Annotated in this window: 17 protein-coding genes and 1 pseudogene; 14 read left to right on the top strand and 4 right to left on the bottom strand. The window is 73.0% G+C overall.

The genetic code is table 11. The features are described 5' to 3' along the window. The first annotated feature begins 12 nt into the window (after positions 1–12). The 11 genes and pseudogenes from E0L36_RS10360 (at position 13) to E0L36_RS10310 (ending at position 12,726) form a co-directional block, all read left to right on the top strand. Positions 13–273 carry an HPr family phosphocarrier protein gene (locus E0L36_RS10360; protein WP_180928739.1) on the top strand — a complete coding sequence of 87 codons (261 nt, stop codon included), beginning with the start codon at positions 13–15 and terminating at the stop codon, positions 271–273. A gap of 121 nt (positions 274–394) precedes the next feature. Further along, complete coding sequence (locus E0L36_RS10355; RefSeq protein WP_308416717.1) at positions 395–1,177, top strand: DeoR/GlpR family DNA-binding transcription regulator; 783 nt, start codon at positions 395–397, stop codon at positions 1,175–1,177. 136 nt (positions 1,178–1,313) lie between these two features. Then, a pseudogene (locus E0L36_RS10350) lies at positions 1,314–1,637 on the top strand (Uma2 family endonuclease); the annotation flags it as partial. A gap of 742 nt (positions 1,638–2,379) precedes the next feature. Then, positions 2,380–4,296, top strand: a complete 1,917-nt coding sequence (locus E0L36_RS10345) for a thiamine pyrophosphate-binding protein (protein WP_180928737.1) — start codon at positions 2,380–2,382, stop codon at positions 4,294–4,296. 1 nt (position 4,297) lies between these two features. Then, positions 4,298–5,797 (top strand): NAD-dependent succinate-semialdehyde dehydrogenase, encoded by a 1,500-nt coding sequence (locus tag E0L36_RS10340; protein WP_180928736.1) that lies wholly within the window; start codon positions 4,298–4,300, stop codon positions 5,795–5,797. After that, positions 5,794–7,530 carry a dihydroxy-acid dehydratase gene (locus E0L36_RS10335; RefSeq protein ID WP_180928735.1) on the top strand — a complete coding sequence of 579 codons (1,737 nt, stop codon included), beginning with the start codon at positions 5,794–5,796 and terminating at the stop codon, positions 7,528–7,530. The genes E0L36_RS10340 and E0L36_RS10335 overlap by 4 nt, the downstream gene beginning before the upstream one ends. 43 nt (positions 7,531–7,573) lie before the next feature. Continuing rightward, entirely contained in the window at positions 7,574–8,425 is an 852-nt protein-coding gene (locus E0L36_RS10330) for an IclR family transcriptional regulator (RefSeq protein ID WP_180928734.1), read from the top strand. Then, positions 8,422–9,696 (top strand): ABC transporter substrate-binding protein, encoded by a 1,275-nt coding sequence (locus tag E0L36_RS10325; RefSeq protein ID WP_180928733.1) that lies wholly within the window; start codon positions 8,422–8,424, stop codon positions 9,694–9,696. The genes E0L36_RS10330 and E0L36_RS10325 overlap by 4 nt, the downstream gene beginning before the upstream one ends. Before the next feature lie 155 nt (positions 9,697–9,851). Next, positions 9,852–10,733, top strand: a complete 882-nt coding sequence (locus E0L36_RS10320) for a carbohydrate ABC transporter permease (RefSeq protein ID WP_180928732.1) — start codon at positions 9,852–9,854, stop codon at positions 10,731–10,733. Further along, entirely contained in the window at positions 10,726–11,646 is a 921-nt protein-coding gene (locus E0L36_RS10315) for a carbohydrate ABC transporter permease (RefSeq protein ID WP_180928731.1), read from the top strand. The genes E0L36_RS10320 and E0L36_RS10315 overlap by 8 nt, the downstream gene beginning before the upstream one ends. A 33-nt stretch (positions 11,647–11,679) precedes the next feature. After that, positions 11,680–12,726: a Gfo/Idh/MocA family protein gene (locus E0L36_RS10310; RefSeq protein WP_180928730.1), complete on the top strand. Its 1,047-nt coding sequence runs from the start codon at positions 11,680–11,682 to the stop codon at positions 12,724–12,726. 190 nt (positions 12,727–12,916) lie between these two features. Here the strand turns inward: E0L36_RS10310 and E0L36_RS10305 are convergent, their stop codons facing one another. Genes E0L36_RS10305 through E0L36_RS27580 form a run of 4 tightly spaced genes read right to left on the bottom strand, consistent with a single transcriptional unit; the run spans position 12,917 to position 17,209 of the window. Continuing rightward, the gene (locus tag E0L36_RS10305) at positions 12,917–13,579 is read right to left on the bottom strand and encodes a lysoplasmalogenase family protein (RefSeq protein ID WP_180928729.1); all 663 of its coding nucleotides are present in this window, start codon (positions 13,577–13,579) and stop codon (positions 12,917–12,919) included. Between the two features lie 2 nt (positions 13,580–13,581). Continuing rightward, positions 13,582–15,030, bottom strand: a complete 1,449-nt coding sequence (locus E0L36_RS10300) for an MFS transporter (protein ID WP_308416716.1) — start codon at positions 15,028–15,030, stop codon at positions 13,582–13,584. Further along, a complete protein-coding gene (locus E0L36_RS27585; protein ID WP_308416715.1) occupies positions 15,027–15,869 on the bottom strand; it encodes an SDR family oxidoreductase in 843 nt (280 codons plus the stop codon). The genes E0L36_RS10300 and E0L36_RS27585 overlap by 4 nt, the downstream gene beginning before the upstream one ends. Then, positions 15,866–17,209 (bottom strand): NAD(P)/FAD-dependent oxidoreductase, encoded by a 1,344-nt coding sequence (locus E0L36_RS27580; protein WP_180928728.1) that lies wholly within the window; start codon positions 17,207–17,209, stop codon positions 15,866–15,868. Before E0L36_RS27580 ends, E0L36_RS27585 begins: the two co-directional genes overlap by 4 nt. A 159-nt stretch (positions 17,210–17,368) precedes the next feature. Between E0L36_RS27580 and E0L36_RS10285 the strand changes: the two genes are divergently transcribed. From E0L36_RS10285 to E0L36_RS10275, 3 genes are all read left to right on the top strand, one after another. Beyond that, positions 17,369–18,508, top strand: a complete 1,140-nt coding sequence (locus tag E0L36_RS10285; protein ID WP_180928727.1) for a helix-turn-helix domain-containing protein — start codon at positions 17,369–17,371, stop codon at positions 18,506–18,508. A 354-nt stretch (positions 18,509–18,862) separates the two neighbouring features. Beyond that, entirely contained in the window at positions 18,863–20,089 is a 1,227-nt protein-coding gene (locus tag E0L36_RS10280; RefSeq protein ID WP_180928726.1) for a TerC family protein, read from the top strand. Between the two features lie 579 nt (positions 20,090–20,668). Beyond that, positions 20,669–22,042: an NAD(P)/FAD-dependent oxidoreductase gene (locus E0L36_RS10275; protein ID WP_180928725.1), complete on the top strand. Its 1,374-nt coding sequence runs from the start codon at positions 20,669–20,671 to the stop codon at positions 22,040–22,042. Positions 22,043–22,070 lie beyond the last annotated feature (28 nt).

Below are 22,070 nucleotides of genomic sequence, written 5' to 3'. Positions count from 1 at the left end.
AGTACGTCGACCATGGTGGAGAAGCGCGTGACGGTGATGCTGGCAGAGGGCCTGCACGCCCGCCCGGCCACGGAGTTCGCCGAGCTGGCGGGCCGGCAGTCCGTCCAGGTCACCATCCGCAAGGAGGGTTCGTCCCCCCAGCGGGCCGACAGTGTCCTGGGGCTGATGATGCTGGGGGCGGCACACGGGGACGAGGTCGTCCTCAGCGCCGAGGGCGAGGACGCCCAGCACGCGATAGCCCAGCTCGCTCCGCTCCTCGACGGTGCGAGCTGATGCGGGTCCGGACCGTCCGGCTCGCGGTATCCCTGTCATGACAGTGTGTTGGTATCTTCGACGCGGTGTTCATGGGGATGCGTGGAGCCGGGTCAGGACGGGCTGACGAGCGGGAGCGATGATGCGATACGAGCGACTCAATGCCGTGCTCGAACTGCTGGCCAATCGCGGGCACATGAGCGTCGAGCAACTCGCCAAGGAACTGGACGTGTCCACGGCGACGGTCCGCCGCGACCTCGATCACCTGACCAGGCAGCAGTTGCTCACCCGGACCCGTGGCGGTGCGGTCGCCTCAGGCGTTGTTGACCTCCCGATCCGCTACAAGTCAGCCCGGCACGCCACCGAGAAGGAACGCATCGGGGAACTCGCCGCCGCCGAACTGGTGGGGCCCGGGATGGTGATCGGCATCAACGGCGGGACCACGACCAGCGAGGTCGCCCGCGCGATCGCCCGTCGCGCCGACCTGGCGGACCGGCAGGACAGCGAGCGCGTCACCGTGGTCACCAACGCGGTGAACATCGCCCAGGAACTCACGGTGCGCCAGCACATCAAGCTGGTCGTGGTCGGCGGCGTCGCCCGGTCGCAGTCCTACGAGCTGGTGGGCGCCCTCGCGCACGCCGCCATCACGCAACTCAACTTCGACCTGGTCATCCTCGGAGTCGACGGGATCGCACCGGGCCCGGGTACGACGACGCACGACGAGGACGAGGCCAGCATCAACGCCGCCCTCGCCTCACGCGCACGCCAGGTGGCCGTGGTCGCCGACGGCTCCAAGGTCGGCAACGCGGCCTTCGCCGGCATCTGCCCCCTCGACGCGATCGACGTCCTGATCACGGACACCACGGCGGACCCTCGGGCCAAGACGGAGATCGCCGACAGCGGAGTCCGCGTCCTCACCGCGTGAGCGGAACGCCGGAGCCGGGTCTCCGCGCGGGACCGTCCTCCGCGCCGTGGGGCTCGGGCACAGCCCGCTGAACCGGCGGCGACACGCCACCGCGACGACGCTGGCCCGTCGCGCCCGCCGTCAGCAGGACCACGATCCGCTCGACGGACGGCGCCCGGACGTCATCGTCTACCGGGCGGAGACCATCGACCTCACGCCCACCCGTCCCGAACACGTGCTCCTGGTCGTCGAGATCGTGTCACCCGGCTCGGAGACCACCGACCGGATCGTGAAGGTGGAGCAGTACGCCACGGCGGGCATCCCCTTCCACTGGCGTGTGGAGCACGCCGCCACCGGCGTTCCGATCGTCCACACCGACGTTCTCGACCCCTCCAGCGGGGCCTGCCGGCAAGGTGAGATGTTCACCGGCGCGATCAAGGCCACCGCCCCCTTCCCCGTCGCGGTCGACCTCGGGGCGTGACGTCAGCCTGGTCGGCCAGGTCCCGCCGGGGCCGGGGTGACCGGCACTGACGGTACCGGGCGGCGGTACCGGCGGAGGGATCGCCCGGAGGCGGGGAGGTCAGGGCCCGTCCGTGCGGCAGGAGTGACGGGCCGTCAACGCGGCGGCGGCGAAGGGTAGTTGACGGGGCGGCAGCTCGGACGGGAGCGGGGGCGAGCGTCCCGAGGGTGGCCGGACACGGGACCCGCCGAGGGCCGGACCCGAGTGGCCACCACGCGGAGGCCGACGGACCCGCCACCACACCTCCGGCTCCTCCCCCGTCCACCCGTCCCACCCCGTCACCTCCACCCCGTCACCTCCACCCCGTCACCTCCACCCCGTCACCTCCATCCCGCCCGTCCGGCTCGCCTGGCTCGTCCCGCCCGCCGGGCGCGGCCGGTTCGTTCGGCTCACCCGGTTCGTTCAGGTCGTTCAGGTCCTCAGGGGCGGCGGTCCGTGGTGCGTCGGGGTGCGCCGTAGCCGTCGCCACGGTGCAACGGGGTTGCCGCGTATCGGGTGGAGCGGTTCTCCACATCAGGGATGAATCGCCACGAAAGTCACCGTGAGGCCCGGGAACTCCCCTGTTTGTTGTCTATGTGGCAACGGAAATTACCGCTCAATAGCTTTCTCCACTCCACCTGTTGGCTTTACCGCAACACCGTTGTACGTTTCTCGCGCCGTCAGACGTACGGCCCCGGACCACCCCCTACGAGGAAGCCGATCGATGGACGTTGACTTCAGGGCAGCCCGCGCGGAGCGTGCTCGAACCATCGCCGCCGCGGGCGGTCTGGACGAGGCGATCGCCCGGGGAGCCCTGCCGAGCCGGGCCACCCTCACGTTGTCCGAGGCCCTGGTCCTGGGGCTGCTCCGGCAGGACGTGCGCGCGTTCGTGGTCGTACTGGGACACGGCTCCACGGAGATCGGTGAGGTCCTGCGGGTGTACGAGGACGCCGGGTTGCTGCGGACCTACCCGGTGCGGCACGAGACGGAGGCCTCGCACGCGGCGACGGCCCTGCGGTGGGTGACGGGCGAGAAGGCCGCCGTCGTCACCTCCATCGGGCCCGGCGCCCTCCAGGCGATGGCCGGTTCGCTGGTGGCCAGCAGCGACGGGGTCGGGGTGTGGCACCTCTACGGGGACGAGACCACCGAGGACGAGGGCCCCAACATGCAGCAGATCCCGCGCGCCGAGCAGGGGCTGTTCCTGCGGCTCGCCTCCGCGATGGGGCCCGCGTACTCGCTGCACACCCCGGGCGCGCTGCCCACCGCGCTGCGCCGGGGCCTGAACACGGTCGACCATCCCCATCGCCCGGGCCCCTTCTACCTGTTGCTGCCCCTCAACACGCAGCCGGGGATCATCGAGGACTTCAACCTCCTGGAGCTGCCCACCGGCGCGCCGCCGCGGCTCGGCGGGGCGTCGGCGGCGGACGAGCACGAGCGGACCGCGCGGCGGCTGCTCGCTGCGGAACGGGTCGTGATCAAGGTCGGCGGTGGCGCCGAGGGCTGCCGCGCCGAGCTGGAGGAGCTGGCCGGGCTCGTCGACGCCGTGTTCGTCATGTCCCCCGTCAGCCTGGGCATCGTGCCGTCGAGCCATCCCCGCCAGATGATGGTGGGCGGCTCGAAGGGGACGCTGAGCGGCAACTTCGCGATGGAGCACGCCGACCTCCTGGTGGCGGTGGGAACCCGGTCGGTCTGCCAGGCCGACAGCTCACGGACCGGGTACCCGCGCGTCCGGCACGTCGTGAACATCAACACCGACCTCGACGCCGCGACCCACTACAACGAGACCACCGCGCTGGTCGGCGACGCGCGGGAGACGCTCTCCGCGCTGGTCCGGGCGGTGCGCTCGGCCACGGAACGGCCGTCGTCCGGGCGTGAGCCGGGGCCGGGGGCGGACGGCTCGCCCTCGGCGTGGCTGGCCGAGTGCCGGGCCGCCCGCGAGCGGTGGGACGAGGTCCGGCGGAGCAGACTGGACACTCCCGTCCTCTTCGACGACGTGTGGGACCGGGAGGTTCTCACCCAGCCCGCGGCGGTGCACACCGTGGCGCGGTGGGCCGAGCGGCACTCGGCGGTGACCTTCTTCGACGCGGGGGACGTCCAGGCGGTCGGCTTCCAGATGTCGGAGGTGGAGGAGTCCGACACCTCCTACACCGAGGCGGGCGCGAGCTACATGGGGTTCGCCACCAGCGCGGTCCTCGCGACGGCGCTGAGCGAGCGCGACTGGTACGCGGTCGCGGTCTCCGGCGACGGCTCCTTCACCATGAACCCGCAGACGCTGATCGACGGTGCCGCGCACGGGGCGCGCGGCTGCGTGGTCGTGCTCGACAACCGCCGGATGGCGGCGATATCGAGCTTGCAGATCGCGCAGTACGGGGCCGACCACGCCACGTTCGACGGCGTGCCGGTCGACTACGTCGCCTGGGCCTCGGCCGTCGGCGGGATCGCCGCCTTCCACGGCGGGCACGACCGGGAGTCGCTGCGCGCGGCTCTGGACCGGGCACACGCGCACCCGGGGCTCAGCCTCGTCCACGTCCCCGTCTACTTCGGCCCGCACGAGGCCGGTGGCCTCCCCTCCTACGGCCGGTGGAACGTCGGCAACTGGGTCGGGGACACGCAAGAACGACGCCACGAGATCGGACTCTGACATGGCAACGACGACACGAGCGAGCCAGCACGAGGGCGCCGGGGAGTCCGGCGCGCTTCCCCCACCGCTGCTGTTCATCAACGGTGCGTGGCGGGAGTCGGCGGACGGGGCGACGCGGATCGTCGAGAATCCGGCGACGGAGACCGAGGTGGCCTCGGTGCCGCTGGCCACCCCCCGTGACCTCGACGAGGCGCTGGAGGCGGCCGACGCCGGGTTCCGGAGGTGGCGGTCGACCTCGGCGTGGGAACGCGCCGACGCCCTGCGGGCGTTCGCCCTCGCCATCCGCGAGCAGGCTGACCGCTTCGCTCTCGTCATGACGCTCGAACAGGGCAAGCCGCTGGCCCAGGCCCGGGGTGAGGTGCTCGCCTCGGCGGACCAGTTCGACTGGTACGCCGACGAGGCGCGGCGGATCTACGGACGCACCGTGGAGGCCCGCGATCCCGCCACGCGGATCCTCGTGCGCCGGGAGCCGATCGGGCCGGTCGCCGCGTTCGCGGCGTGGAACTTCCCCTCGCTGCTGTCCGCCCGGAAGATCGCCCCCGCGCTGGCCGCGGGATGCTCGATCGTGGTCATGGCGCCGATCGAGGCGCCCCTGAGCACCCTGCTGTTCGCCGAGGTCGCGGAGCGGACGGGGCTGCCCGCCGGGGTGCTCAACGTGGTCACCGGCGAACCGGCCGACGTCTCGCGGCACCTGATCACCTCCGAGGTGATCCGCAAGGTCAGCCTGACCGGCTCGGTCCCGGTCGGCGTCGAACTCGCCCGGCTGGCCGCCGAGGGCATGAAGACCACCTCCATGGAACTGGGCGGCCACGCCCCCGTGTTGGTGTTCCCCGACACCGACGTCCGTGGGACGGCGGTCGCCGCCGCCCGGGGCAAGTTCCGCAACGGCGGGCAGGTGTGCATCGCGGCGAGCCGTTTCCTGGTGCACGAGTCCGTCAGCGCGGAGTTCACCGAGGCGTTCGTCGCGGAGACCCGCGAGCTGCGGGTCGGCGACGGCCGGGACCCCGGTGTCGACCTGGGTCCGCTGACCACCTCCCGGCGCCGTGCGGAGGTGCGGGCCCTCGTGGAGGACGCCGTCGGCGCGGGAGCGACGCTGGAGCACGGCGGAGGCGTGCCCGAGGAGTTCGACGCCGGGTACTTCTTCACGCCCACCGTGCTCAGCGGGGTGCGCCCGGAGATGCGCGTGATGCGCGAGGAACCGTTCGGGCCGGTGGCGCCCCTGACCACCTTCGCGTCGTTCGACGAGGCGATCGCGCTCGCCAACTCGACCCCGTACGGCCTGGGCGGCTTCGTGTTCACCCGGGACCTCGCCACCGCGCACCGGGCCTCGGAGGCGCTGGAAGTCGGCATGGTCGGCGTCAACCATCTGACGATCGCGACCGCCGAGGCGCCGTTCGGTGGCGTCAAGCTGTCCGGCCACGGCCGCGAGGGCGGCAGCGAGGGCGTCGACGGCTACACCGTCACCAAGTACACCAGCATGCGTCTGGACGGCCCGTCATGACCGGCGTGGGCGCGGGCCCCGCGCGGGGGGTGGACGGGGGTCTGACCTCGTACGGGGACGTGGGGTTCAGCCGGTTCCTGCGCCGGGCGTTCCTCGCCTCGGCCGGGTTCGACACCGAGGACCTGGACCGGCCGGTCATCGGGATCGCGAACACCAGCAGCGACTACACCACCTGCCACCGCGAGATGCCGCAGCTGGTGGAGGCGGCCAGACGGGGCGTGCTGGAGGCGGGCGGGCTGCCGTTCGTGTTCCCCACCACCTCCCTGCCGGAGATCCTGCTGTCCCCCACCTCGATGCTCTTCCGCAACCTCATGGCGATGGAGACGGAGGAGCTGATCCGGGCCCAGCCCATGGACGGGGTGGTCCTGCTGGGCGGCTGCGACAAGACCGTTCCGGCCCAGATCATGGCCGCGGTCTCGGCGGACGTCCCCGCCGTCGAGGTGGTCGCCGGGCCGATGCTGACCAGTTCCTGGCGCGGTCAGCGACTGGGCGCGTGCACGGACTGCCGTGGAATGTGGGCCCGGCACCGCGCGGGTGAGCTGGACGAGGCCGACGTGGCCGACGTCGGGACGGCACTGGCCACCACCGGCGGGACCTGCATGGTGATGGGCACCGCCTCGACCATGGCCTGCCTCGCGGAGGCGATGGGCCTGAGCCCGGCGGGGTCGGCCACCGCCCCGGCCGCCACCGGTGACCGGCTGCGGGCCGGTGTGCGGGCCGGGCGGCTGGCCATGCGGGCGGTCGAGTCGGACCTGCGGCCGTCCCGGCTGCTGAGCGAGGCGAGCGTCACCAACGCGGTCACCGTGCTCCTGGCGATCGGCGGCTCCACCAACGCCGTCATCCACCTGCTGGCGATCGCCCGCCGGGCCGGTCTCGACCTGACCCTCGACGACATCGACCGGATCGCCCGCCGGGTGCCCCTGCTCGTCGACTGCAAGCCCTCCGGGAGCGCGTACCTGGAGGACCTGCACCGCGCGGGTGGGGTGCCGGTCCTCATGAAGACCCTGGAGCCGCTGCTGGACCGCTCGGCGCGGGTGATCGAGGGAGGCACCCTCGGTGACCGGCTCGACTCCGTCGCCCCGGCGCCCGCCTGGCAGACCACCATCCGCCCCCTCGACGAGCCCCTCGGTCCCCCCGGGGCGCTGGCGGTGCTGCGCGGGAACCTCGCGCCGGACGGAGCCGTCATCAAGGTCTCCGCCGCGACACCCCGGCTGACCCGGCACGAGGGCCCCGCCGTGGTGTTCGAGTCCCCCGACGACGTGGCCGCCCGCATCGACGATCCCGCCCTGGACATCACGCCGGACTCGGTGCTGGTCCTGCGCAACGCGGGGCCGGTGGCGTCGGGGATGCCCGAGGCCGGATCGTTCCCGGTGCCGAAACGCCTCGCCGAGCGGGGTGTCCGGGACATGGTCCGGGTCTCGGACGCCCGGATGAGCGGAACCTCCTACGGCACCGTCGTGCTCCACGTCGCGCCGGAGTCGGCGGTGGGCGGGCCCCTCGCCCTCGTACGGGACGGCGACCCGATCCGCCTGGACGCCGGGCGCGGCGAACTGTCCCTGCTGGTCCCGGACGAGGAGCTGGAGCGCCGCCGGGCCGCCTGGACGCCGCCGCCGTCGCCCTCCCGTGGCTGGCGCCTGCTGCACGCGCGACACGTCCAGCAGGCGTCGCTGGGCGCCGACTTCGACAGTCTGGGCCCCGCCCCGCGGGCTCCCGGGACCGGGCGGAGTGAGTGAATGTCAGCACTGACACGACGCCGGACCGGGGAGCGCACGCCTCATGACCACACGATCAGCGAACAGCAGCGCCCGGGGAGCCGGGGACAGGCCGCGCGGAAGCGGATCCCTCGCCTCGGGACTGGACATCCTGGAGACGCTCGCCCAGCACACGGAGGGCATGGGCGTCACCGCGGTGGCGCGGGCCGTCAACCTGGACAAGGGCAACGTCCACCGGCTGCTGCGGGTGCTGGAGGAACGCGGCTACGTCGAGCAGGACCCGCGCACCAGGGCCTACCGGGCCTCGGTCCAGCTGGTGTCGCTCGCCGGTCATCTGCTGCGGGGTATGGACCTCATCAGCGCGGCGGCGCCGGTCATGCGGGAGCTGACGGCGCGCACCGGCGAGGCGGTCCACCTGGCCCGGCGCACCCGGTCCGGCGGGGTTTACGTCGCGCAGGAGCGGCAGGGCAGCGGAGTCGTGACCGTGGAGACCGAGATCGGCGCCCAGCCCCTCATCCACGCGACGGCCACCGGTAAGGCGCTCTACTGCATGGCGGACGGCGAGGAGGTCGCCCGCGTGGTCGAGCGGCCCATGACGGCCCGCACCATCCGCACCCTCACGTCCCTGGACGCGCTGACCGCCGATCTGGAGAAGACCCGTGAACGCGGATACGCCATAGACGACGAGGAGCTGAACATGGAGGTCCGGTGCGTCGCCGCCCCGGTCTTCGACCTCTACGGCGCCCCCACCGCCTCGATCGGCCTGTCCGGGCCGGCGGCCCGCGTGAGCCTGTCCCAACTCGACGGTCTCGGGCAGCACGTGCGCGCCGCGGCGCGACGGATCACGGAGGACATCGGCGGGCACGTCCCAGCCGCGTTCGGCACCCACCCACCTTCCATGGAGATGCTGGAATGAGACGCGATGCATTCCCCCGCGGGCGGCGGGCGGCGCATGTGGCCCTGGCGGCCGCCATGCTCGGCCTGACCGCCTGCGGTACCGGCTCCGACAGTGGCGAAGTGACGATGAAGCACTACTTCGACGTCGGTGGCGGCCACTTCGACCGGATCGGGGCCCTGTGCGACGCGCAGAGCGGCGAACGGACCAAGATCGACCCGGTGGAACAGGAGGCCTACAAGGACTCCATACAGGTACAGCTCGCCGGGGGCAGTCCGCCGGACGTGTTCTCGTACTGGGCGGGCGCGAAGACCCAGTACCTGGTGGACCAGGAGCGGCTGACCCCGCTCGACGACGTCTGGGAGCAGTACGGACTGGACAGGTCCGTCCCCAAGTCGCTCGCCGACGCCTCGGCCGACTACGACGGCCACAAGTACCTGGTGCCGTTCGACTACCACTACGTCGGCATGTTCTACAACCCGAAGGCGCTGGCCAAGGCCGGGATCACCGAGACGCCGCGCACCTGGGACGAACTCATGGACGCGGCCGCCAAGTTGAAGTCCGTCGGCATCACCCCCTTCGCGCTGGGCGCCAAGGCCCAGTGGCCCGCCCAGTTCTGGTTCGACTACCTGCTCCTGCGGACCGCGGGGCCGGAGTACCGCGAGAAGCTGATGACCGGCCGGGCCTCCTACACGGACCCCCAGGTCAAGAAGGCGTTCGGGATGTGGCGGGACCTCTTCGACAAGGGGTACTTCAACAGGAGCGCCAACGGTGTCGACTGGCCCGACGCCGCCGACCAGGTGGCCAAGGGCGAGGCGGCCATGACCCTCAACGGGACGTGGATCACCGGGTACTGGGACGGGAACAAGATCTCCCCGGGCAAGGGCTACGACATGTTCCCCTTCCCCGAGGTGACACCGGGCGTGCCGCAGGCCGCGCTGGGCCCCGTCGACGGGTGGGCCGTGGGGACGGGTGCCGCGCACCCCACCGAGGCGAAGAAGGTCCTCGGCTGCCTGGCCGGCCCCCGCGCGCAGGAGATCATGGCCGAGGGCGAGGGTGCCCTGCCGCCCAACAGGAACGCCGACATCTCCCAGCGGAACTCCGTGGTGCGCAAGGCCGCCAAGGAGGTCGAGGACTCCTCGACGTTCGTCTTCAACTACGACCTCGCCACGCCCCCCGAGATGTCGGACGAGGGCCTTAACGCGATCGCGAAGTTCGTGCACGACCCGTCGACCCTTGAGCAGAACCTCAAGGACGCCCAGGCGGCCTCCGAGCGCACCTTCCAGAAGTAGCCGCCATCCCGGAAACCCCGGTCGGCGCCTCCCGCGCTCATCACTTTCTCCTTTCGCTGCGCTCACCGGACTGACCGAACTCAGCGAACTCACCGAATTCCTATCCGTACCCGAAGCTGCCCTTATCCGTACTCGAACAGGAATGGGGAGGAAATATGTCGTTGCGACGCACCGGCTGGGTTTGGGCATTCCTGTTGCTGCCGCTCATCACCTACGCGATAGCCGTAGTAGGCCCTGCCCTCTACTCCTTCTACTACAGCCTGACCGACTGGAAAGCGGTCGGTGGTGACAGCCCGTTCGTCGGGCTGCGCAACTACCAGGACATCGGCGCCGACCCCTACTTCTGGAACGCGCTGACGAACACCGGCCTGTGGACCGTCGTGGCCGTCGTCGTGCCCACGGCCGTGGGCCTGGCGCTGGCCCTCGGACTCAACCGGGTCATCCGGCTGCACCGGGTCATCAAGTCGCTGTTCTTCCTCCCGGTCGCGCTCTCCCTCGTGGTCGTGGGACAGGTGTGGTTCTGGATCTTCCGCCCGGAGGACGGCCTGCTCAACCTCGCCCTGGGTGCGGTGGGGCTCTCCTCCTGGCAGCAGGCGTGGCTCGCGGATCCGGACCTGGCGCTCTGGGCGGTGCTGCTGGCCTGGTGCTGGCAGCAGGTCGCCCTGTCCATGGTGGTCTTCCTGGCCGGTCTCACCGCGGTTCCGGCGGAGCTGATCGAGGCCGCGCGGATGGACGGCGCCTCGGCGCGGCAGCAGCTGCGCCATGTGGTGATCCCCGCCCTGCGCCCCGCGTTCACCGTGGTGATCTCCCTCTCGGTGATCAACGCACTCAAGAGTTTCGACATCATCTACATCATGACGCAGGGCGGCCCCTTCCGGGAGACCGAGACGCTGGCGGCATTCATGTACAGGGTCGGATTCAAGACCTACGAATTCGGCTACGCCAGTGCCGTGGCGGTCGTTCTGTTCGTCCTCACCCTGGTGACCATCGGCCTCTTCTTCGGCTGGATGAACCGTAAGGAGAAGGAGAATGGCTGACGTTGTCACTCCGGGCCCGGGAAAGCCGGGAAGGCTGGGAAGGCCGGGAAGGAAGGCCACCCCGTCGTCGCCGGAGAGCGCGACCGGGAAGGAGCGCGGGGGGCGCCTCACCACCACGATCGTGATGCTGCTCCTCAGCGTCCTGTTCCTCGCACCGGCGCTGGGCGTGCTGTGGACCTCCCTGAAGTCCAACACCGACATCGCGGCGAACGGCCTGTGGGCGCCCACCGGCGACCTCACCACGGACAACTACCTCCAGGCGTGGAGGTCGGGCAACGCCGGCACGTACCTGCTCAACTCCGTGCTGGTGTCGATACCGGCGGCCGTCATCTCGATCGTCCTCGGCTCGCTGGTCGGCTACACGGTCGCGAAGCTCCGTCCGCGCGGCTCGCAGCTGATCACGCTGTTCTTCGTGGCCGGGCTGTTCGTCCCCCCGCAGATCCTGCTGCTCCCGCTGTTCAAGCTGTTCAGCGCCAGCGGGCTCTACGACACCCTGTGGCCGATGATCATCGTGCACAGCGGTTACGGGATGTCCCTGTGCACGCTGGTGATGCGCAACTTCTTCCAGAACGTTCCGGACTCCCTGCGCGAGGCCGGTCTGGTCGACGGCGCGAGCGAGCCGCGCATCCTGCTGTCCCTCGCGATGCCGCTGGCCCGGCCCGCGCTCGCCACGCTGGCGACCCTCCAGTTCACCTTCATCTGGAACGACTTCCTCTACCCGCTGGTGTTCACCAGCTCGGAGGAGACCCGCACGGTCATGGTGGGGATCCTCTCGCTCCAGGGGCGGTTCTCGGTCGCCTACGGAACCCAGGCGGCGATGGCCGTCCTCGCCAGCCTCCCCACCCTCCTCGTCTACATCGTCTTCCAGAAGCACTTCGTCCGCGGCCTCACCGCCGGGGCGGTCAAGGGCTGACCTCTCACCGCTCAACCGACAAGGAACCCAACCATGCCCCGTATTGGAATCATCGGCTGCGGCCGGATCTCGGACCTGCACGCGCGCGCGTACCTGGAGCACCCCGACGCCACGGTGGTCGCGATCGCCGACCCGGACCGCGGCAACCTCGCGGAGCGGGGCGAGGCGTGGGGCGTGCCCGCGTCCGGTCGGCACGAGGACTACCGGGACCTCCTCGCCCGCTCCGACGTGGACGCGGTCGAGATCCTCGTGCCGCACCACCTGCACGCGCCCATCGCCCTCGACGCGATGGACAGCGGCCGTCACGTGTCCCTCCAGAAGCCGATGGCGCTGTCCCTGGCGGAGGCGGAGGCGATGGTGGGGCGGGCCCGCGAGCGCGGCGTCACCTTCAAGGTCTTCGAGAACTTCGTGTTCTACCCGCCGGTGGTCCGGGCCAAGGAGCTGGTGGACAACGGGGAGATCGGGGACGTGCTGAGCATCCGGATCAAGTCGAACCCCGGCTGGAGCCCCACCTCCTGGGACGTTCCGGCCGCCGCCCAGGCGTGGCGCGTCGACCCCGAGAAGTGCGGGGGCGGCCCCCTCGTCTTCGACGACGGGCACCACAAGTTCGCCATCGCCTGGCACTTCCTCGGCCTTCCCGAGCGGGTGCACGCCTTCGTCGGCTCGGACCCCCGGACCGGGCTGGACGCCCCGTCCATGGTCAGCTGGCAGCACGGCGGCGGGCAGGTCGGCGCCCTGGAGGTCGTCCACTCCCCCGACCTCCAGCTGGACACCGTCCACTACCCGCAGGACGACCGGGTGGAGATCACCGGTACCCGGGGGGTCATCTGGGTCACCCGCGGACACGGGCGGATGCTCGACGCCCCGGCCGTCGTCCTCTACCGGGACGGGCGCACCCAGGGGTTCTCCGACATGCCCACGGGCTGGGAGACCAGCTTCGTGGACTCCGGCCGCCAGTTCGTCGACTCGCTGACGACCGGCGCCGCCCCGTCGCTGACCGGTGAGGAGGGCGCCGAGGTCCTGGCGTTCGCGCTGGCGGCCCAGGAAGCCGCGCGGAGCGGCGCACCGGCCACCCTCTGAACCCCCGCCGCCAGCTCCGGAGTCCTCCCCGCTCGTCACACGGGCGCGGAGGACTCCGGCGGGTGCGGCCCCGCCCTCGGCGCCGCCCCACGGCCGGTGGTGGGGGGTGGAGGCGGCCGTGGGGGCGGCTCGGCGGGCTGGCGGCGGCCCGCGTGCTGGGCGGCCGAGGTCCCGGTGGTGGCCCGCCCGTTCAGGCCCCGGCCGGGTGGGCTGTCCCCGTCCGGTCCGGCGGGGGCGTCCGTACCCCGGAGAACGCGAGGGTCAGCAGGGCCAGCGCCGCGCAGTACGTCAGCATGACCAGGGCGCCCCGCCCGGGGAAGCCGAGCCCGGCGACGCCGAGTCCGATCAGCAGGTCGGAGACGACGAAGACCAGCCCGCCCCAGGCCGCGGCGGTCCCCAGGACGTGCGCGGTCAGCGCCATGGTGAGCAGCGCCAGCGCGTACCCGGTCACCGCGGTGCCCAGCGCGGGCCCGAGCGCGGGCGCCAGCGCGGCGCAGGCCACCACCCAGGCCAGCAGGTACGCGGCGCACAGCGGGCGGCGCGCCCGCAGGTGACCGACGGCACCGGCGCGGACGAACGCCGTGATCCAGCACAGCTGGGCTCCCAGGAAGAACAGCAGGCCGACGACGAACGCGACCGCGCCGGGCAGCAGCAGGGCCACGTCACCGGCGGTGGCGAAGCCGAGTCCGGCCAGGACGTGCGGGTGCCGGCGGCCGGTCGTCCGCCACAGGTGGAGGGCGAGCACGGGGGCCAGCAGCGGCTTGGCGCACCACTCCAGGACGGGCCAGTCCGCCATCACCGCCGTGAGGTCGGCGGCGGCCAGGACGGCGAAGACCACGAGCGGGACCGGCATGGTCAGCTCTCCTTCTCGCGGAGCGGGGCGCGGGTCCGCCGGGGCCCGTCGCCGGGGGTGGGTGGGAGGGGCGGCGGTGTGGCGTCGGCGGGTACGGGGGGCGGGGCGGGGTCTGGGCCCGCCTCAGCGCGCCGGTCGAGCCGGTACCCCAGCTGGCAGACGACGGCGCCCGCCATGAGCACGGCGGGAAGCACCGTGAACCCCCACAGCAGCGCCGTCAGCGCGGTGGAGGTTTGCGCGACGGTGGCCCCCTCCGTCGCCGAGCTGAACCCGGCGACGGCGAGGACGGCGGAGTACGCGTACGGGCCGACCGCCGTGCCGGTCGCCTCGGTCGCCGTCCACACCCCGGTGTAGGCGCCCGCCTCGGCGGTGCCCCGTTCCTTCGCCGCTGCGATGACGTCGGGGAGCATCGAGAAGGCGAAGAGCTGGAGGCCCGCGAACGCCGTGCCCATCACGGCGACCACGGCGACGATCCCCACCGTGCCGAGGCTCCGGCCGGGCAGCAGGGCGAGGGATCCGGCGAGGAACAGGCCCTGCGCCGCGAGCAGTCCGCGCTGTTTCCCGGTCCTGCGGGACAGCCGCAGCCACAGCGGCCCGACGGCGGTGGCCGGGACGAGGAAGGCGCCCATCAGCACGGCCGTGAGGGAACGGTCGTGCAGCACGTACTGGGTGTAGAAGGGCACGGCCGCGAGGAACAGGTGGGTGGTCGTGCCGGTGAGGAGGTACGAGAGGAGCAGCGCGCGGAAGTCGCGGTCCCGCCAGGCCGACCGGAGGTCGCCGGAGACCGAGTGGGCGCGCGCGGCCGGTGGCTGGAAGCCGCAGTGGCGGGTGAGTCCGCGGACCCCGGAGATGGCGAGCAGCCCGGACAGCACCAGGACCCCGGCCAGCAGCAGCGCCATCCGCGCGTAGGAGCCGCGCTCGCCGGAGGACACCAGGAGCGGCGCGGTGACGCCCGCGCCGAGCAGGCCCAGGGTGAGGAACACCATCCGGAACATGAAGACGCGGGTGCGTTCGTGGTAGCCGATGCGCAGGTCGGACGGGGTCGTCAGGTAGGGGACCTGGAAGCAGGCGAACAGCAGGTTCCCGGCGACGTAGCAACAGCCCACCCACAGCGCGGCGTTCACTCCGGTGACGCCCCCGGGCACGGTGAACATGGCGGTCCAGGCCAGCGCGAGGAGCAGCCCGTGGCGGAGCATGCCGCGCCGGTGCCCGACGCGGCGGGCCTGGCGGTCGGAGCGGGAGCCGAGGAACGGGTGGACGACGATGTCGACGATCTTCGGCAGGAGCAGGGTGATCCCGGCGAGGAACGGGGAGACGCCGAGGGTCTGGGTGAGGAAGTAGAGGAGCAGCAGTCCCGGCACCGTCACCCACAGGCCCATGCCGACCGATCCGGCGGCGTACCGGCTGAGGTCCCCGGTGCGGGCGCGCGCCGTGGCGGGCGCGGTGCTCACGGCGCGGCCCGATGGCGCCGGACGACCCCGGCGGCAGGTGCGGCTCCGTCGAAGGCGTCGCCGCGTACCCGGGCCGCGAGGGTGCGGGCGATGACGCGGTCGGTGAGCCGGGGCAGGTGGCGGGCGAGGAAGAACTCGGCGGCGCCGCGCCGGGTCGTGGTCAGGTCGCGGCGGGCCCGGCGGGCGAGGCCGGCGCGGAGCACCGTGTCGACGACGCCGTCCAGCGGCTCGTAGGCGCTCATGCCCTCCAGGGAGAGTCCGGCGGCGGCGGTCGAGTCGTGGATGGGGCTGCGCACCGCCGAGGGGTAGACGCAGGTGACGCCGACGTGGGTGCCGATCTCCAGGCGCAGCGCGTCGGCGTAGGCGACGAGCGCCCGTTTCGAGGCCCCGTAGGCGGCGGCGAGCGGCAGCTGCATCACCGCCATCCGCGAGGAGACGATGACGACCCGGCCCCGGGCGGCGACCAGCGCGTCCACGCAGGCGGCGGTGGTCCGCCAGGTGCCGAGCAGGTTGACGTCGAGCTGGCGGCGCACCTCGGCCGAGGGCGGGTGCTCGGCGGGCGCCGGTCCGCCGACACCGGCGTTGTTGATCAGCAGGTCGAGTCCGCCGAGCCGGTCGAGGGCGGCGGCCACGTTGGTGGACACGTCGGTGTCGTCGGTGAGGTCGCAGGGCAGCACCTCGACCGGTTCGTCATCGCCGGGCGCCAGGTCGAGGCCCACGACGCGGGCTCCCTGGCTGGCGAGGCGCGCGCAGATCGCGCGGCCGAAGGTGCCGGAGGCGCCGGTGACGAGGACGCGCAGTCCCCTGGCGTCCCGCCGGGTGCGGGGGAGGGTGCTCACACTGCGCTCCTGTCCTGGGTGGCGGGGGTGAACGGCCGTGCGCCGCGCCGCAGTCGGGCGCGGCCCGCGGCGATCTCGCGCGGCACGTCCGCCACGTACTGGTCGAAGTCGATACGCATGGCCGGTCGCCGGTCGCCCCACCGCGCGACGGCGGCGCGCAGGGCGCGGTCCGTGGCGCGCCGCCGCCGCTCGGGGGACGGCAGGGCGTAGGCGCCGCCGAGGTGGGCGGCGGCCAGCCGGGCCTGGGCCTCGACGACGGGCAGGGCGGCGCCGGTGGACTGCATCAGGCCCACGAAGCACAGGCTCGGGTCGTCGAGGTGGAAGACCCGCTGGTAGAGCGGGAGTCGCTCGGGGTCGCCGCCGAGCCAGCGCTCGGACAGGAAGGGGATGGTGACGCGGTATCCGGTCGCCCACACGATCACGTCGACGGGCTCGTCCCGGCCGTCGGCGAAGACGACGCGGTCCCCGGCGAGGCGGTCGACCCCGGGGCGCGCGGCCACCTCGCCGTGGGTGAGGCGGTGCAGGATGGTGTCGCTGATCGTGGGGTGGTTCTGGAACAGGCCGCCCTCCGGCGCGGGCAGCCCGTAGCGCCGGGGGCTGCCGACGGCGAGCCGCAGCATCGTCTCGGCGAGGCGCTGGCGCAGCCGCCAGGGCAGCGCGGCGAGGGCGCCGCCGGTGGCGTCGGAGGGCCGTCCGAAGAGGTACTTGGGGACGATGTGCACCCCGCGCCGGGCGGAGAGCAGGACGGGGCCGCGGGCGACGTGGGAGGCGTCGACGGCGATGTCCATCGCGGAGTTGCCCATGCCGACGACGAGGACGCGGCGGTCGCGGAAAACCTCCGGGGTGCGGTAGTCGTGGGCGTGCAGCTGGCGGCCACCGAAGTCGCCCGGGTAGGCGGGGTCGGGCCAGCGGGCGTCCCAGTTGTGGCCGTTGGCGACGACGACGGCGTCGAACCGCTCGCTGTCCCCGGCGGTCACGGTCCAGCCGTCCGGGTCCCGTTCGACGGCGGTCACGGTGGCGCCGTAGCGGATGTGCCGGGTGAGGCCGAACCGCTCGGCGTAGTCGGCGAGGTAGCCGGCGACCAGGTCGGCGGAGGGGTAGTCGGGCCAGTGCGCGGGCATCGGGAGGTCGGCGAACTCGGTACGGCGTCTGCTGGTGTTCAGGTGCAGCGAGGCGTACGCGGGCGACAGTCCGCTGGAGTTGTCCCGCGCCCACAGGCCGCCCGGCCGGTCCCCCCGCTCGTAGGCCACGGGCCGCGCGCCCGCGTCGAGGAGCGCCTTGACGGTGGCCAGACCGGCGGCGCCCGCGCCGATCACGGCGACACGGCAGGGTGGGGGCATGCTGCTCCTCGGGACGGCGGGGGCGCGGGCGGGTGCCGCGGCGCGGCCGACTGTGGCCGGTACCAACCGTAGGAAGGCCTCCCGCCTCGGAACATGTTCCGCGTCACGTCATCGGGTCCCCGCGTTGTGCCTGGCCACAACGGGCCGCAGGATGCGCCCATGGAACGTGACGGCTGGCGGGACGTGGTCGACCTGATCGAGCGGGTGGTCGGCGAGGACGAGCTGATGCCCTCCGTGGTGGCGGGGGTGCGGGGCACGGTGCGGGAGGTGGCGGCGCTGCCGGCCGCCGACATCGCCGGGCACACCCGTGCCCTGCTGGCCGCGGCGACCCGGGCGCTCGCGGCGCGGCGCGGGCCGACCGAGGCGGAGCTGTCCTTCGTCGAGGAGCTGGGCTCGACCCGCGCCCGGCAGGGCGTTCCCATCGAGGCGGTGCTCGGGGCGATCCACGTCGCGGAGCGGGTGATCTGGTCCCGGGCGAGGGAGGCGGCGAACGGGCTGGAGGCCCATGTCCTCCTGGACGTACGGGAGTTGTACGAGGACTGGGCGCACGCGGTGCGGGCGCGGCTGATCAGCGCGCACCGGGCGGCCGACGCGGGGCGGCACGTCGGCGAGCGGGACCTGGCCGCGCTGCGGCGCCTGCTGGAGGGCGGTTCGGCGGCGACGCTCGCCGCCGCCGAGGCGGGCCTGCCCCCGGGCGGCGGACTGTGGGTCCTGGTCGCCCGGCCCGGCGACGGCGCCCTGGAGCAGTCCGTCCGCGAGCACGGCCCGGCGCTCCTCGCGCACGTGGACGGGCTGCTGGTCGGGGTGTTCGCGCGGGCGCCCGGGGAGCGGGCCACGGGCGGCGGCACGGCGGGCCTCGCGGGCCCGGCCGAACCGGAGGAGCTGGGCGCCGTACGCCGTCTCGCGCTGGCCGCGCTGACCGCCGCCGAGTCGACGGGGCGTGGCGGCGTGACGCACGTGGCGGACGTGGCCGTGCTCGCCGCGGTCGCGGACCGCGCCGACCTCGCCGCCATGCTGACGGACCGCCACCGCCCGGCGATGACGGCCCTCGGCCCGCACGCCCGGCCGGTCGCCCAGGCCGTCCGGGCCTGGCTGGAGTGCGGACGCGACGTCCCGGCGGCCGCCACCCGCCTCTTCGTGCACGCCAACACCGTCCGCAACCGCGTCCACCGGTTCGCCGACCTCACCGGCATCGACCCCACCGACCCGTTCGGCGCGCTGAACGCCTGGTGGCTGTGCGGGGAGTGGCTCGCGCAGGGCGCGGAGCCAGCCGGCCCCCGGGGGACCACCCCGGGCTAAGCGGCCGGGGCGGTCCCCGTGGGCGACGCGTCGTCCCTGGTGAGCGGAGTGGTGCGGGCCGCGCGTCGCGGCAGGGGCGACGGCGCGTCACGGCACGGTGGGCGAGCGGGAGTTGGCGAGGTGGGATCGGCGGACCGGGGGGCGCGGGGTGGTGCGGGCCGTCGCCACGGTGCGGGCGGAGGGGGTGCCTCCGTGCCCACCGGGACATGAGAGTCCCCTCATCCGGGTGGGTTAGCCTGCCCACCCCTGTTTCGATGGTTCAGCGTTTCGCCGTTTCGCCGTTCTGCGTTCGCCGTTCGGCGGACGGCGTCTCGACCGTTCCTGGCCCGGCACCGTCAGCGGAGTGAGCTGCGCATGGATGTTCCCGTTTGGATCTGGACGCTGACCTGCGTCGGGATCGTGGCCCTGATGGCCTTCGACTTCTTCTTCCACGTGCGTGAGGCGCACGTGCCGACGCTGCGGGAGGCGGCGCTCTGGTCGGCGCTGTACGTCGGCGTCGCCGTCGCGTTCGGCGTGGGCGTGCTGGTGTTCGGGGGCTCCACGATGGGGTCGGAGTACTTCGCGGGCTACGTCACCGAGAAGGCGCTCTCGGTGGACAACCTGTTCATTTTCCTGGTGATCATCAGCAGCTTCCAGGTGCCACGGGAGGACCAGCAGAAGGTGCTGCTGTTCGGCATCATCTTCGCGCTGGTGGCCCGGACCGGGTTCATCGCCGTGGGCGCCACCCTGATCAACTCCTTCGCCTGGGTCTTCTACCTCTTCGGGCTGGTGCTGCTGCTCACCGCCGGAAAGATGCTCAAGCCCGCCAGCGAGGACTCGCACAACAGCGAGAACGTCATGGTCCGGCTCGCCCGGCGGCTGCTGAACACCAGCGACCAGTACGACGGGGACCGGCTGTTCACCGAGATCGACGGCCGGCGCGTGATGACGCCGATGCTGCTGGTGATGGCCGCCATCGCCGGTACCGACCTGCTGTTCGCGGTCGACTCGGTGCCCGCGATCTACGGTCTGACGCAGAACGTGTACGTGGTCTTCACCGCCACCGCGTTCTCCCTGCTCGGGCTGCGCCAGCTGTACTTCCTGATCGACGGCCTGCTGGACCGGCTGATCTACCTCGGCTACGGGCTGGCCGCGATCCTCGGGTTCATCGGCGTGAAGCTCATCATGCACGCGCTGCACGAGAACAACGTGCCGTTCATCAACGAGGGCGACCCGGTGAGCGTGACGCAGATCGGCACCGGGGCGTCCCTGGCGGTGATCTCCGTCGTCCTGGTGGTCACCGTCGTCGCGTCGCTCTACAGCAAGCGCGGCCGGATGCAGAACGCGATCTCCAACGCCCGGCGGCACGCCACCGACTACCTGGACGCGGAGTACACCGCCGACCCGGAGGAGCGGGAGCGGATCTACCACGCGCTCCTCGACGAGCGGCGGCAGATCGCCGAACTGGGCCCGAAGTACCAGGGGATGCTGGACGGCGAGCCCGGGTTGACGGCCCTGCTCGACCGTGCCGTGGCGCGGCACGAGGAGGCCGTCGCCCGCGGTACCGCGGACCCGGTGCGGTCGGCGGACGCGGAGGCGTAGCCCGCCGGACGGGCCCCGGCCGCCGCCTCTCCCCCCGGGGAGGGGAGGCGGCCGAACGCCCGTCCTCCGCCGGGGAGTCGCGGTGACCACGAGCACCGAAGCGGACGCGGCGGGCCGTCGGCGCCGGGCGGTGAACCCACCGGGCACCCCCTAGTCGCGCGCCGACCCCTATCTTTGCCGGATCGCCTCCACAGGCTCCGCCGTGGCTGGTTAGCCTCGCCGACGTGCCGCAGTCAGTGTCCCGCCGTTCGTCACGCCCGTCCGTTCCGACGCCGCCCCGCACGGCCCACTCTCCCGTGACCGGCAGCGGCTCACCAGCGTCCCCGTGCTCCGGCGAGCACGCGCGGAAGCGGTACGCGCGGGCCGGACGCGCCCGGGGCCCGTTCCCGCCGCCGCGTTCCGGCGGCCCCCTGGGTCCCGGCGCGACGCGGCGTCTCCACCACCGGGACCACGGCTGGGCCCTCCCCTCCGGCGGCCACGCCCCGGAACCCGGTCGGGCCGACCGGCGGGCGGACGGACCCGCCAGCCCCCAGTAGCTCGCAGTAGCCCGCAGCACCAGCACGACGAACGGGAGCGTGAATGAATTCTCGAATAGCGGTGGCCGGTGGCGGTATAGCCGGGCTGAGCGCCGCGTTGCTGCTCGCCCGTCAGGGGTACCGGGTCGACCTGGTGGAGCGGGACGGGCCCCCGCCGGACGACCTCGCCGACATCCAGTCCTGGGAGCGGCCCGGGGCACCGCAGGTCCGTCACCCGCACATGTTCTTCGGCCTGTTCCGGCAGCTGCTCCGCACGCGCCTACCCGACGTGCACGCCGACCTCCTCGCGCACGGGCTGGAGGAGGTGGACATGACCGCGCCACCCGGGGTCGAGGCCCCGGAGGACGCCACCGACATGGCGGGCTTCGGCTGCCGCAGGGCCACGGTCGAGTGGGCGCTGCACCGGGCCGTACGGCGGCAGGACGGGATCGAGGTCCACCACGGCCGCTCCGTCCGGGAGGTCGTGGTGGAGGACGGCCGGGTTCGCGGGCTCCGGCTCGACGACGCGACGCTGGAGGCCGTGGCCGTGGTGGACGCGACGGGCCGTCGCTCGCCGCTGGCCGCCGCGTTCACCGGCGAGGCCGAGGAGAGCCCCTGCGGGAACGTGTACCACAGCCGTTTCTACCGGCTGCTGGACGGCGTCCCGCAGCCCCCGCTGTTCCTCAGCCCGATCGTCTTCGCGGGCGGGGCGGGCTTCGGCGGCGGTCTCTACGCGCACGACAACCGCACCTTCGCGGTGGTCTTCGCCCGGCTGCCGGAGGACGAGGTCCTCGGCCAGCTTCGCGACGTCGACACGTTCGAGGCCGCGACCCGGGCGGTCCCCCAGTTCGAGCCGTGGCTGCGGCCGGGGAGCGCGGAGCCGATCGGCCCCACCCTGCCGATGGCCGGACTCACCAACACCTGGCGGGAGTTGACCCCCGAGGCCCCGGCGGGCTACCTGCCGATCGGGGACGTGCTCTGCACCACCGACCCCGTGCTGGGGCGCGGCGCCTCGTTCGCGCTGTCCGGCGCGGTCCGGCTGAACGACCTGCTCGCCGAGCACGGCGCCGACCTCGCGGCGGTCGCCGCGGACCTGCGGGCCTACGCCCGCGACGACCTCCGCCCCTGGTACGACGACGCCGTCCGGGAGGACGACCAGCGCACGCGGAGCTGGCGCGCGACGGTCGAGGGCCTGCCGGAGCCGGAGGCCGAACTCCCCCTGGTCGTCCTCGCCGTGCTGGCGGGCATGCGGGACCAGCGGCTGTGGGAGCTGGCGCAGCGGCGCGCCAACCTGCTGACGCCGCCGGACGCCCTGGACGTCCCGGAGGTCCACGAGCGGGTTCAGGCCGTGTTCGCCAGCGGCTGGGAGCCGCCGGTGCTCTCGGGCGGTCCGTCCTACGACGACCTCACCAAGGCGCTGAGCGCGCCCACCGACTGAGCCAACCACCCGTGGGGCCCCGGCGTTC

Origin of the sequence: Streptomyces sp. AJS327 (assembly GCF_013450295.1) — a bacterium.
Classification (GTDB): domain Bacteria; phylum Actinomycetota; class Actinomycetes; order Streptomycetales; family Streptomycetaceae; genus Streptomyces.
Note: the sequence above shows the minus strand (reverse complement) of the source record. Positions and strands in the feature narration are given on the sequence as shown.